The sequence below is a fragment of the bacterium genome, assembly GCA_029210965.1.
Taxonomy (GTDB): Bacteria; BMS3Abin14; BMS3Abin14; order BMS3Abin14; family BMS3Abin14; genus JALHUC01.
Window position 1 is genome coordinate 98,773 of the sequence record JARGFZ010000007.1, and the last position, 13,278, is coordinate 112,050.

Below are 13,278 nucleotides of genomic sequence, written 5' to 3' on the forward strand. Positions count from 1 at the left end.
CTTATCGATTATATATAAACCGGGATCGCTTCCGTATTATCCCCTCCCTCTCTGATATAAAGGGCGGTGGCGCCCCCGTCATCTCCTGTCCACCAATAATCAAAGGATCTTGTGCACCTTCAAAAATTTCGTCTTCCCCCATTGGGCCATGGGAAGGCTGGCGCTGATGACGACGATGTCGCCCCTGCGGGCGTGGCGGCCCTTGATCAGGGCCTTTTCCACCTCGGCCCTTTGCACCTGGGCTATCATGGTGTCGGTGCTGTCGAGGTGCTCCATGAATATGGGAACCACCCCCCAGTAGAATTTCATGCGGTCCACCGCTTCACGTTGGGAGGTGAAAGCGATGATGGGGACCGCCGGTCTAAAGCGCGACAGGAGGCCCGCCGTGAAACCGGAACGGGTGAAGACGATGATGCACTGCGCCCCGACCCTCCGGGCGGCGCTTACGGCAGCCTCGGCCATCGCCACACCGCCATGGCCCGGTCGACCGCCGATAACCGGTTCCGGTGTGGGCCGGTGCGTCCTGAACACCTTGCCGTTCTCCTCGGCCTCCCTGACGATGAGATCCATGGTCTGCACAGCTTTTACAGGGTATTTGCCCACTGACGATTCGGCCGAAAGCATGACTGCGTCAGAGCCGTCAAGGACTGCGTTGGCCACGTCGGCCGCTTCTGCCCTTGTTGGCACGGAACTGTGGATCATGGACTCGAGCATCTGGGTGGCGGTAATGACGAACCGGTTCTTTTTTGCGGCGCGCAGGATCAGATCTTTCTGGATGATGGGCACGGCGGAGGCCGAAACCTCCACCGCGAGGTCGCCCCGGGCCACCATGATCCCGTCGGAGACGTCCAGGATCTCTTCGATATTTTCCAGAGCCGCGGGTCTTTCGATCTTGGCGATCAGGGGGGCCACGTAACCGGCCTTATTAAGAGCCTTTTCCACAACCGTCACGTCCTCGGCCATGGAAACGAAGGAAACGCCGAAGGCATCGACCCCGTGCATGATCCCGAAGGCCAGATCGTCCCGGTCCCTTGAGGTGAAGGACCGGGTTGAGATATTCGTGTCGGGAAGGTTGACTCCCTTGTTCGAGGTGAGGGTTCCCCCTTCCCTCACCAGGGCAATGAGTGCATTGCCCTGGCTGCCGGTGACCACCAGCTCCACCCGGCCGTCGTCGATGAGGACCCGGTGCCCTTCTTTCAGGTCTTTCGTAAGACCTGTGTAGGGGATGAACAGAGTCTCGGAAGTGCTTGGCCGGCGTCCCTGCCGGAGGAGCACCTGGGCACCCTTTTCCAGCACCACTCCGGAACCGTTGACCTTGCTGATGCGCAGCTTGACCCCCGCCAGGTCCAGGATGATGCCCACGGGGCTGTTCAACCGCCGGCTGATACTCCTGAGGCGCGTGATGACAGCCAGGTGTTCCTCATAGGTTCCGTGGGCCATGTTGAGGCGTGCCACATCCATGCCGGCTCTTATGAGTTTTTCCAGCATCCTGGTTGAGCTTGCGGCGGGTCCTATGGTGCAGACGATGCGTGTTTTTCTCATGATCTACCTCCTGGTGCAAATCACTGGGTCCGAATTAATAAGTAACTGGGTGGATACAAGGAACAAGACACAAGGGGAAAGTGAGCATGAATGCTTGTCCCCTGTCCCTTTTACCTTGTTACCTGTTACTTGTTTTTCTGAAAATCAGGGATGACGTAGGGTCCTTCGGGCACTACAGCGACGTCCGGGTCTTTATGCGCTTTTACGCTGGCGATGACCGCCTCTTCCACGGATGAGACAGGATCCACAAATATGTCCTTAAGGTCCCCTTCACTCAGGCCCGTCGTGTAGAGCTTGATATTCCCGACCCGCAGGGCTTTGACCAGCATTTCGGTCTGCCATTCGTCAATATGGGCCCTTTCCCGGGATTCGAGAACAGGCAGGAATCGATCCGGTCCTGTTTCAGTAAGCAGCCGCTGGGCTTCGACGAATTCCTGGCTGCCCATCCCCTCCGAGCACTCGCTGGCGATAATGATGGTTCCACCGGGTTCCAGGATCCCCAGAACACCTACCATGCCCTTAATGGTCTGGTAGTAGGTTCCGTCCAGAGGGTATCCGGCGGCGGTGGTGACCACCGTCTTAAAGCGTCTGGGCAGGAACACCTCCGCGTGCTCTCTCATGAACTGAACGGCTTGCAGGTGGCTCTCCTCGACCTCGCCGAAATTGACGAACCCGATACGCCGGTCCTCGTCGATGACAACGTTGACTCCCACGACCCCCCCGATCTTTCGGACGATCTCGATCTGCTCCTCGTGAAGAGGATTGCCATCAATGACACAGTTGGCGGACCTGGGATGCTCCAGGATATGCGCGGCATGGAAAGAAAGGATCGTATCCTGGTAAGCGATCCCCGGGGTGACGAGTTTTCGACCGCCGGAGTAGCCGGCCATGAAGTGGGGCTCGACAAGCCCGGTGACGATCTTCAGGTCAGCCTCTACGAAACGCCTGTCGATCATGATCGGGATCCCCCGGGATGTCTTTCCGAGGTGTACGTGGGCATCCTGGTCCCGGGCGAAATGATTCTCGATGCGCACGGTGTTAAATACTTCGTCGTTGCCGATGACCTCCCGTAATTCTTCCCCTTCGTTGGGGCGGTGCAGTCCCGTGGCCACCAGGATGAGAATGTTCTCCAGGGGGATTCCCGCCCCCGTGATCTTTTTGATGAGAGGCGGCAGTAAGGTGCCGTTGGGCACAGGACGCGTAATATCGCAGATCAGGATGCAGGCGCTTTTTTTCCCGCGAGCCAGCTGGGCGAGGGGAGGGGATCCCACCGGTTTTTCCAGAGCCTGCTCAACGGCCCGGACCGGATCGTCAACGGGCTGCATGGGAATTTTGCGGACCACAGTAACCCGGATATCCTCCGGCAGGCAGACATCCATGCCGCTTCGCCCGTAAAGAAGGTTGATGTTCATGTCCCCGGTCCCGTCTCCCATATTATTCTTCGATCCGCGTCAGCATGCTGTTTATCCGCTGAAGAAAGATGTGTGAAAACTCCCCGCTGGAAGTCGCGCCGTGCAGATGGGCCTCCCCGGCCGGGATGAAAATGACATCCCCAACGATACTCCACCAGCCCGGAACCAGCCCGGAAAAATGAACGGCACGGCCCAGGAACGTCTTAAAAAAACACGTTACATGTTCCTGATCTTGCCGAATTGTCCTGTCAAGGCGGCCTCCAGGATCGGGCCCATGTACTGGTCCACCAGCTCCGCGTGGAGGGGAACCGGCATGTTCCGTAGTTTCATATCCAGCTGCGGATCCTTCGCGGCGGCAAGACAACGTTCGATATGGTCCCTGCCGATTCCTTCCACCTCGCTCAGTTGCGTGGGGAAACCCAGGAACTGACTGAACCTGACCATCGCGCCGGCCACCGCCATACCCAATTCCCTTCCTGACAGGGAGTCCAGGTCCGTCTCGAATGAGCCGTACTTCAGGAATCCGTACTTCCCGTAAATACGGCCGATGACCCGCAGTTGTTCCTGGATCGCCGGAGCGAAGAATACTGTGTAATAGGGGTTCATGAGAGCACACGCCCGTCCGTGGCTCAGAACATCCACCAGGGAAAAACTGGTCAGGTGGGCCCCCGACGTCCCTCCGATCATGATGGCGTAGCCTCCCAGGTCCGTCCCCAGCCCCAGCAGGGTCCTGGTCTCCCGGTTTGCCGGATCTTTCTTCACTTCGACAAGGCCCTTGATGAGGAGTTCGATCCCAAGCTCGGCCACCTGGCGTACCCCTTCCCGGGTTTCGGGCGAAGTCCCGAGGTAAACCTCCAGACAATGGGCGATCCCGTCCAGTCCTCCATCCAGGGTGAGATCCATGGGCTGAGTAGTGGTTACGTCGTAGTCGAAGACGGCCCGCGGCGGGATAATGGCCTCGTCCACGATGAGCTTTTTCTGGCCCGCCACGGTATCGGTGATGTTGGAATACTTGGTCAGATGGGCCCCGGAACTTGAGGCCATCATGATGGCCACCACCGGCATCGAGGACATGGCGGACCCTTCAAACGCCTCGGACACCTTCCCGACCCCGAAAAGCGAGCCGATATCCGGCGGGCTGGTGCCCAGGGTGGCCAATACGGCAGCTGCCTTGACGGCGTCGATGCCGGAACCGCCGTCTGCCACAACCAGGACGTCCGGTTTTTTCTCGATGACGCGTTCGTATATCCGGTAAACATCCTCTACCGGAGCGTTGGGCGCGGCGGACTGCACCTCTTCTACCACCTGGACGCCGGCCTGTTTGAGGGACGCGAGGATCTTCTCCCGGATGGGGGAAAACCACGGGGATGTCAGAGGACCGACGAACAGGGCTCTCTTGCCGAACTGGGCGGCGTATTTCCCCGGCGCGTCGTCCAGCACCCCGCTGCCGAACGCGTAGTTTTCACCTTTGAACTCCTTCAGCATGTGTGTTGCTTGTTTCTTCAGTGACAACATGATTATCCTTTCTATTAATAGGGTCGCAAAAAGTCCGTTATCGACTTTTTGCTCCTCGGAAAGTGAAAAGCGTGGTTTTCACTTTCCTCACGGATCAATGACTTATATCGACAGTCATTGATCCGGGCGCCCCCCTCGGGGCGCGGACAGGGTCGCGATAATTCAATATTGCAGCTCGCACCTTTCAGGTACCCGCCTCGCAAAATGGCTCCCAACAGCTCCAGGCGAGACATTTTGCGAGGTTACCAATATTTATTGTCTATTCAAACTCCCTGACGGCATCGATGGAAGCACCCATGGAGCAATCCGTTTCGCGTTCCGTGATGATTTCGATGACGTAGGGCACACCCGAATCCACCGCTCTTTGGAAGGCAGCCTTGATCTCCTTCGGGTCCGAAATGCGCTCGCCCCTGGCTCCGCAGGCATCGGCGAACTTCACGAAGTCGAACCCGCGGCCCTCGTTTTCAGGCTCAAAGCGGGGCTTTGCGGAAACAGCCTTGCCGCCTGTTCCACCCACCGCCGCCATCTTGGGGAGCTCCTTCTGGTCCCCACCGGTCAACGCCTCGTACCAGGTCTGGATCTCGTAATCCATGTCGAAGTTGTATTTCGACGCCTGGCGGATCAATCCCAGGTATCCGTTGTTTAAAACGATGCACACGAAGGGCACATTGTACATGACGGCCACGGGCAGCTCTTCCATGCAGAACTGGAAGCCGTAATCCCCCACGATCTGGACCACCGTCTTGTCCGGACGGGCGACCTTGGCCCCGATGGCCGCGGGAAGGTCCCATCCCAGGGGCCCCGCGCCGCCGCAATCGAGGTAATGCCTGGGTTTGACGATCTTCTGCAGCTGGCCGGACCAGATCTGGTTCAGCCCGATGCAGGTCACGAACACGGTGTCGTCATCGAAAAACTCGTTGATATCCCCGAATACCCTCTGGGGCTTGATCGGGGTATCGTCATAGTCGGTCTTCCTTTCCAGGCTGGTGCGAAGCTTTACGACCTCTTTATTGGGAGCGGGCGTCTTGATACTGCGTCTTTCGATCTCTTCTATAAGGGCCGTAAGGGTAAGTTTCGCGTCCGCGCAGATCCCAAGGTCCGGCATGATGTTTTTCCCGAGCTGGCCGGGATCCACGTCCACGTGGATGAATTTCCTGTCTCCCTTGTAGACGTCGATAGCGCCCGTGTGGCGATCGTTGAACCGGGCACCGATAGCCAGCACCGTGGTCGAATTAAGGAAGGTCTGGTTCCCTGACCGCGTGTTGCACTGGATTCCAACCTGGCCCGCCATGAGCGGGTGGTTCCACGGGATCCCCCCCTTCCCCATGTAGGAGGAGACGACCGGGATCTGCAGAAGCTCTGCAACCTTCACGAACTCATCGCAGGCCTCGGCGAGGATCACGCCTCCCCCGAGGAGCATAACCGGCCTTTCCGCCTCAAGCAGCATGTCCAGCGCCTTGGCCACCTGCTTTTGGTGGGGAGGGGTGTGGAAGATGGGCAGACTGGGATCCATCTCCAGATCGTACTCGATCTCACCCTTTTGAACATCCATGGGAAGATCGATGAGGACCGGGCCGGGGCGGCCTTCACGCATGATCCGGAACGCCTCCCTGAATACCCAAGGCACCATGGCCGGCTCCATAACGCAGTAGGACTTCTTGACGACGGGCTTGACGATGGAGGCAATATCCACAGCCTGGAAGGCTTCCCTGTTCAGCTGGGCCTTCACGTTCTGGCCGGTGATGGCCAGAAGAGGGATCGAGTCCACCTGTGCGGTATAAAGCCCGGTCACAAAGTTGCTCGCTCCAGGACCCGATGTGGCTGCGCACACCCCCACCGTGCCGATGGCGCGGGCGTACCCGTCAGCCATATGGATCGCACCTTCTTCGTGCCGGCACAAGAGGTGTTCGATGGTCTTCGAATCCTTGAGGGACTGGTAAAAGGGGAGAATTCCTGCCCCCGGGATCCCGAAAATATGCTTGACGCCTTCGCTTTCCATAATCCTCATCGCTGCATCCATTGCGCTCATCTTTGCCATGATATTTCTCCTTTCCCCGCGAACCTGTCAGGAACCCGGGATGTGTAGTTCAGCTTGAATTTATATCCTTACTTCTATCATTATGCTGTTTCTGCGAACCATATGAGAAGTATACCTGAGCGATCATCAGCCGCAGGTTGTCTTTTCCAGAAGTTTCAGACACGCATAAAGCGTGTCGATCCTTGGAGTCGGGTACTCCACCAGGCGTCCCAGCTCGGCTACGGCACCAACAAGACACTCCGCTTCCGTTGTACGGCCCGCCTCGATGTCCTGAAGCGTGGAGGTCTTATGGGACCCCATCTCCGCCGCTCCCTGGATACGCTTCTCGATAGAGATCCCGATCCTGATGCCCAGGCGCGTTGCCACCTCCTGCGCTTCAGCCATGGTGTCGGCAACCAGGTTGCGGGTCGGCTCGAAGCCGATTATCTCGCCGAGCGTGGCGCGGGTGAGGGCGCTGATGGGGTTAAAGGTCATGTTTCCCAGGACCTTCACCCAGATCTCCGTGCGGATGTCACGGGGAATGGGTACTTTCAGGCCCGCATTCGTGAGCGCCTGAGCCAGCGCCTTGACCCTTTCGCTCTTTTCGCCGTCGGGCTCGCCGAGGGTGAACCGGTTTCCTTCGATAAACTTAACAACACCGGGCTCTACCAGCTCTGCAGCCTGGTAGGTCACGCATCCGATGACCCGCTCCGGGCCGATGTGTTTTGAGATCACCCCGCCAGGGTCCACTGATTCCAGCCGCCATCCCTCGAAAGGTCCACCGCTTCGCTGGAAGTACCACCATGGGATTCCGTTCTGCGCCGGGACAACTGCGGTCTCTGGACCCAGGAGCGGCCCCAGCGTTGGCGCTACGGTGGCAAGCTGCTGCGCCTTCACTCCGAGGATAACCACATCCTGCGGACCGGCAGCGGCCAGGTCATCGGTAGCGAGGCTCGGGGTCGCCGTCTTTTCCGTCCCGTCAGGCAGGCGCAGCTTCAGGCCGTTTGCGTTAATGGCCGCAAGGTTAGCGCCGCGGACTATCACGGTGACCTGTTGGCCGGAAAAAAGAAGCTTCGCAGCGAGGTAGCCGCCGATGGATCCGGCGCCGATGATTGCGATACGCATGATATACTCCCTACTCTTTCAGTCCCAGTATCTGGGCCATGGCGGTGCGCATGGGTTTTCCTGTCTTTCCATAGGGAAGCGCCTCAAGGATGTGAATTTGACGCGGCACCTTGAAGTCGGCCAGGTGGTCCGCACAGTACCGCCGAAGTTCCTGTTCCGTTGCCGGCTCTTTGAGGACGACAGCCGCGTGCACGTCCTGGCCGAGCTTCTGGTGCGGCACCGCGAAAGCCAGGGCCTCTGACACGGCCGGGTGATCAAGGAGAGTATAGTCGATTTCTGAGGGTGAGATCTTTTCACCGCCGCGGTTGATCCGCTCGGAGATGCGGCCGGTAATGGTCAGGTAGTTATCCTCATCCATCACCCCTTGATCCCCCGTACGGAGCCATCCATTTACAAATACATCCTTGTTCGCCTCCGGGTTGCTCTCGTAACCGTCCATCACATTAAATCCACGGGCGACCACCTCGCCCTGCACACCCGCCGGCAGCAGTTCCCCCTCCTCGTCCATGATGGCCACCTCCACACCGATGCCCAAACCCACTGCACCTGGCTTGCGGATCCCGGGAGGCAGAGGGTTGCTGGCGATCTGGTGGGCTGTTTCGGTCATGCCGTAGGCCTCGGTTACCGCAGATCCGAAAACCTCCACCATTTTTTTCTTGACTGTGGGCGGCAGGGGGGAGCTGCAGGACCGGATGAAGCGGAACGGTTTTTTACATATGATCTCGGCATGACGATCGGCACGCGCCAGCAGCATCTGGTGCATTGTCGGCACGGCCGAATACCAGGTAGGATGGGAATTTTCCACCACACCCCAGAATGTGCGCGCATCAAAGCCGGGTGGAACGACCACCGATCCTCCGGCGGCAAGAGGCCCGAGCAGAGATGCCACGATCCCGTGAATGTGAAACAGGGGCATTACGCAAAGAGAGCGGTCCACCGGTGTGAGATTATAGGCCTGAACGATGTTAATGGCTGAAGCGGCCACGTTTCGGTGTCGGATCGGAACGCTTTTAGGGCTCTTTGTTGTACCGCTGGTGTACATCAGGATCGCAACGTCGTGGGGCAGGGGAATCTTCAGGTTTCCCCCCGAACGTCCGGTGTGGGTGGATCCGAAGCGCAGTCCTCCGGACGGATCGGTCACCGCGTTGACCACCACCGTTCCGGGCGGTGCCGCTTCAATGGCTTCCGGAAAGGTGCCGGGCAAAGCGATAAGTCCTTTCACGCTGGCATTCTCGTAGAAGAAAGAGAACTCCGCGGTGCGATACTTCGGGTTGAGGGGCACAGCGGTGCCGCAGAAGGTGGCCGCAAGAAGTGATAAAACCAGATCCGGACTGTTGTCCATAACGATGGCGATACGTTCCTTCGCCAATCCGAGGGAGGCCAGGTATTGGGCAAGGGCGTATATCTGCTCGCGCATTTCCCGGAAGGTCATCTCCTTGCGATCGGGTGCGAGTAAAGCTGGTGCATCCGGAGCCCCGCAGAGGAGTAACTCGGGAACCGTAAGCGCTGGTCTTTCAAAAAGCCTGGGAGAGCCCTCTTCCTGTCGCCCCTTGGCGGTCTTCTCACCCATCTATCATCTCCCTTAACATGAACGCAACTTTGAATATCATGATACGTTCCCCTGAGGCGGATCACGGTCTATGTGCATCGCCGGACAAACCACCGATCCAGCCGGCTTCCCGAAGATGGCCCTGCCCACGTCCCCGTGGCTGACGATCCCCACGAGCGTATTCCCCTCCACAATGGGGATGCGGCGGATCTTTTCCAGGGACATGATAGACGCGAGTCGGAGGAAATCGGTTTCCGGATCCGCGGTGACGACCTCAGTTATCATGATGTCCCGTGCGAGGAGCCCGTTAATGTCTTTAAGGTCCCCTCCGGCCCGCCCACCGGTCGCCATCCCCGGGGTGTCGCCGGGATACAAGGCGTGGAGGATGTCGCGCTCGGAGATGAGTCCAACCAGGCGTCCCTTCCCTTCTACCACGGGGACCCCGCTGACGCGGTGCCTGCAGATCAGATCGATCACCATCTTCAGCGGATCGGCTGGCCTGACCGTTTGCACAGGTGTCGTCATGATGTCTTTGGCTGTCCGCCTGCTGGAAACCATGGGCTTTTCCCCTTACTTTGGGTCTTCTTTGGTTTTTCTTTTCTTAGTGTGGAAGTAGGGGTACCAGAAAAGAAACTATATTGGAAATGCATATATTGTATGGTATATATGCAAATCGGTAATATAAGCAGAATATGGGGAATCCTCGATGGATGTAAACCTTTCCAGCCTCCGAACTTTCCTGATCGTTGCCAAATTCCGTGGGATCTCCAGGGCCCTGGGAGAGCTTCATCTCACCCAGCCCGCAGTTTCACGCCAGATCCAGGGACTTGAGGAGTATCTCGGCACGCAGCTGTTTCTCCGGAAGGGACGATTTCTAGTCCTAACAGAAGCGGGACAGATCCTTCAGCAGTACACCACCCGGGTACTTCAGCTCCTGACGGAGGCGCGGGAGGAGATCGATAGTCTGAAAGGGCTGATCCGGGGACACCTGCGGATCGCAGCTGCCACCACGGTAGGGATCTACATGATCCCCGATGTGCTGGGGGAGTTCAAATCGGAGCACCCCGGGATCGAGATCACTCTCACCATCGCCAACAAGGAGGAGATTCTTCGTCAGGTAAAGGACGGGGTTGTGGACATTGGATTTGCGGGACAGCCCATTCCCCACAAGGAACTTGTCACTGAAAGTTATCTTGAAGACGACATGGTCCTGGTGGTTTCCCCGCAGCACCCGTTTGCCGTCATGAATACTATTTCGACCGCAGAACTCGCCGAAGAAGTGTTCATCCTCCGGGAGAGGGGCTCCGGGACCAGGGAGATCATCGAAGAGGAACTGCGGCGGGCAGGCGTTACCCTGAAAAACACGATGGAGCTGGGGAGCACGGAGGGAATTAAGAAGGCGGTGGCCGCCAACCTGGGCGTTTCCATCGTTTCATCCAGGGCGGTGACCCTGGAGGTCATGATCGGACATCTCAGCGCTGTTTGGGTATCTGACCTCAATCTCCGCCACAGCATCCACATGCTGTACCTTCGCAACGATCCGCGGAGTTCGGCGGTAGAGGGGTTCCGGCGTTTCCTGTCAGACCGGCTCGCCGGGGGAGAAGGGGCCGCGGATCTCCCCGCCCTTCCGGAAAGAGATACCACGGACCTTTATTAACGTTTATGAACCTGATCCACGAGTGCGAAGTTGGGGAGGTATTCAAGGCAATAGTAGTGGAAAATAGGGGCCAGGCCAAAAAAGTATTGTTGACAGCTCACAACTAACAGCCTAAACCTTCAGCCTGTATCCTGACAGGGTCGCAAACAGTCCATGAGTGGCTTTTTGCTCCACTGAGATTTGAGGTTAAGGCAATGTCCAATGAAAAACGATTAAAGCAAGATGCCGTTGACATTTTCCTGGCCGGTGTGGCAGCAGTGGACCCCGGTCAGGCTGTCAGAAGCCATCTCAAGCTTGACGGCGATATCCTTGTGGCTGGCGCACACCGGATCTCCCTTACTCCCGACACTCGGGTGTTTGTTGTAGGCGCTGGCAAAGCCGGGGCTCCCATGGCCGCCGCAGTGGAAAAGGTCCTGGGAAATAGAGTCCATCGCGGTCTCGTGGTGGTCAAGTACGGACACGTGGCACCCGTTGAAAGGGTTGAGATCCTGGAGGGAGGACACCCTGTCCCTGACGAAGCCGGTCTTGAAGGGGCTTTACGGGTTGCCGACCTCCTCGATGACGCCGGGGAAGGGGATCTGGTGATCTGTCTCATTTCAGGTGGAGGGTCTTCCCTCATACCATCTCCTGAGCCGCCAGTAACACTGAGGGACAAACAGGTAACAACGGACCTGCTCTTAAAAGGCGGTGGCCTCGCTCGATTGGCGTTCCCGGCCCGGGTCCTGGCTCTTATCCTCTCAGATGTGGTGGCCGATCCCCTCGATGTGATCGCCTCGGGTCCTACTGTGGGTGATCCGACAACATTTGACGACGCTCTTGCCATCCTGGACCGCTATGATCTGGCAGGACGTGTCCCTGAAACCGTCCTGACCCGGATCACCCGGGGCGCAGAGGGCAAATATCCAGATACACCCAAGCCGGGGGATCCGGAACTCGAAAATGTGGTGAACCTCCTGGTGGGGACCAACACCATTGCCATCAAGGCCTCGGCAACAAAGGCCAGGGAAATCGGTTACAACACGACCATACTCTCAAGTGTGATAACAGGGGAGACCAGGGATGCCGCCGAAAGCCACGCGGCGGTGGCTCGGGAGATCGTCGAACAGGACCTGCCGGTGGCCCGGCCGGCCTGTGTTCTCTCGGGTGGTGAGACGACGGTGACCATTAAAGGCGAGGGAAAGGGGGGCCGGAACCAGGAGTTCGCTCTGGCCTCGGCCATCGGGATCGAAGGGCTGCCGCGCACAGTTATTCTTTCAGGGGGTACTGACGGCACTGACGGACCTACTGAGGCTGCAGGCGCAATAGCAGATGGAACGACCGTATCAAGAGCCAGGGATGCGGGACTTGACCCGGCGGCCTTCCTGGAGAACAATGACAGTTACCATTTTTTCAAAAAGCTCGACGATCTGCTCATAACCGGCCCTACACTTACCAATGTAATGGATCTTCGCGTCATCCTGGTGAGATGATGGAAAGATCGAAGTGAAAAAAACCAGAGCACATTTTTTTGAAACGCAGAGTTCGTCACGCCTTTGGCGTGACAAGCTTCGGCCGCAGAGGTGAGCTTGATTCTTTTTTTAGATCGTCATTCCGGGCCATCTTATAGTTCCACTTCCTTATTCTTCTTCCCCTTGCCAATAGTCCATTTCCTTACTCTCCCTCTCCCCCCTGGGGGGAGAGGGTTGGGGTGAGGGGGAAAGGGTCTTCCGAGGGGGGAGGATTGAGGTGGGGGTGAATGATAACATCGAGCCAGGCGTGGGCGACGCGGCAATCCCGGTTTAAAGAGTTCCCTGTAAATGGGTTGAAGGCATCCTCTCGCAGCTTGTCACGGCGTAGTTCGAAGAACGAAGACGGAGGGCGCAGGGAACGCAGAGAAATGCACTTTCTGAAACCTGGAACTTGGACCCAGGAACCCCAGCTCGATTGTCCCCTTCCCCGTAAAGCCAGTCATTTAAATTCGTAAAACCCCTGTAGTAAATGCCTCCTCCATGGCAGCGGAAGCTGCGGAAGGGAGGAGCGAAGATGAGCGATGTAAAGGATAAGAGTCTGGGTGTGGGGGTTCGTTCGGATGCCAGGGAGGGTCGCTCGGCGATGAGTCCGAGCCATCGGCTTTTGATCATCGACCTTTTTCAAAAGTCGGGTTTGCCTTTGCGCGAGTATTCGCAGATCGTTGGTGTCCCTTACACGACGCTTTCGATGTGGCGTAGCCGTTTCGAGAAGGACGGTCCTGAGGGTCTGATGGACAAGCCCCGTGAGTGCAAGGAATCGGGGAGCCGTCTATCCGAGGTGACGAAGCGCGCCATCGTGATGATCCGTGAGGCCAATCCTGAGTACGGATGTGAGCGGATCAGTGACATGCTCGGCCGCGGTCCCGGTCTGGGTGCGAGCCCCGGCGCGGTTCTTCGAGTGATCCGTGAGGCGGGTCTCGAGGTCCAGTCGCCCAAGTCACCGCGTCACGCGG

General features: G+C 58.0%; 10 protein-coding genes. 3 read left to right on the forward strand and 7 right to left on the reverse strand.

The annotated features are described in order from the left end of the window. Positions 1-99: 99 nt before the first annotated feature. From pyk to P1S59_04940, 7 genes are all read right to left on the reverse strand, one after another. Complete coding sequence (gene pyk / locus P1S59_04910) at positions 100-1,542, reverse strand: pyruvate kinase (protein MDF1525594.1); 1,443 nt, start codon at positions 1,540-1,542, stop codon at positions 100-102. Between the two features lie 125 nt (positions 1,543-1,667). After that, positions 1,668-2,954 carry a nickel-dependent lactate racemase gene (gene larA / locus P1S59_04915; protein MDF1525595.1) on the reverse strand — a complete coding sequence of 429 codons (1,287 nt, stop codon included), beginning with the start codon at positions 2,952-2,954 and terminating at the stop codon, positions 1,668-1,670. Between the two features lie 216 nt (positions 2,955-3,170). Beyond that, complete coding sequence (locus P1S59_04920; protein MDF1525596.1) at positions 3,171-4,466, reverse strand: iron-containing alcohol dehydrogenase; 1,296 nt, start codon at positions 4,464-4,466, stop codon at positions 3,171-3,173. Positions 4,467-4,728: 262 nt separating this feature from the next. Further along, the gene (locus P1S59_04925) at positions 4,729-6,507 is read right to left on the reverse strand and encodes a thiamine pyrophosphate-binding protein (GenBank protein ID MDF1525597.1); all 1,779 of its coding nucleotides are present in this window, start codon (positions 6,505-6,507) and stop codon (positions 4,729-4,731) included. A gap of 126 nt (positions 6,508-6,633) precedes the next feature. Beyond that, positions 6,634-7,611 carry a 2-dehydropantoate 2-reductase gene (locus P1S59_04930; GenBank protein ID MDF1525598.1) on the reverse strand — a complete coding sequence of 326 codons (978 nt, stop codon included), beginning with the start codon at positions 7,609-7,611 and terminating at the stop codon, positions 6,634-6,636. Between the two features lie 10 nt (positions 7,612-7,621). After that, a complete protein-coding gene (locus tag P1S59_04935) occupies positions 7,622-9,181 on the reverse strand; it encodes an acyl--CoA ligase (protein ID MDF1525599.1) in 1,560 nt (519 codons plus the stop codon). 36 nt (positions 9,182-9,217) lie between these two features. Further along, the gene (locus tag P1S59_04940) at positions 9,218-9,718 is read right to left on the reverse strand and encodes a CBS domain-containing protein (GenBank protein MDF1525600.1); all 501 of its coding nucleotides are present in this window, start codon (positions 9,716-9,718) and stop codon (positions 9,218-9,220) included. Positions 9,719-9,866: 148 nt separating this feature from the next. Here P1S59_04940 and P1S59_04945 point away from each other — a divergent pair, with 148 nt between their 5' ends. The 3 genes from P1S59_04945 to P1S59_04955 all read left to right on the forward strand — a co-directional run. Beyond that, positions 9,867-10,817, forward strand: a complete 951-nt coding sequence (locus P1S59_04945; protein MDF1525601.1) for a LysR substrate-binding domain-containing protein — start codon at positions 9,867-9,869, stop codon at positions 10,815-10,817. A 194-nt stretch (positions 10,818-11,011) separates the two neighbouring features. Further along, a complete protein-coding gene (locus P1S59_04950; GenBank protein MDF1525602.1) occupies positions 11,012-12,286 on the forward strand; it encodes a glycerate kinase in 1,275 nt (424 codons plus the stop codon). 553 nt (positions 12,287-12,839) lie between these two features. Continuing rightward, positions 12,840-13,278 (forward strand): helix-turn-helix domain-containing protein (locus tag P1S59_04955; protein ID MDF1525603.1); only part of this gene is annotated, 439 nt, incomplete at its 3' end.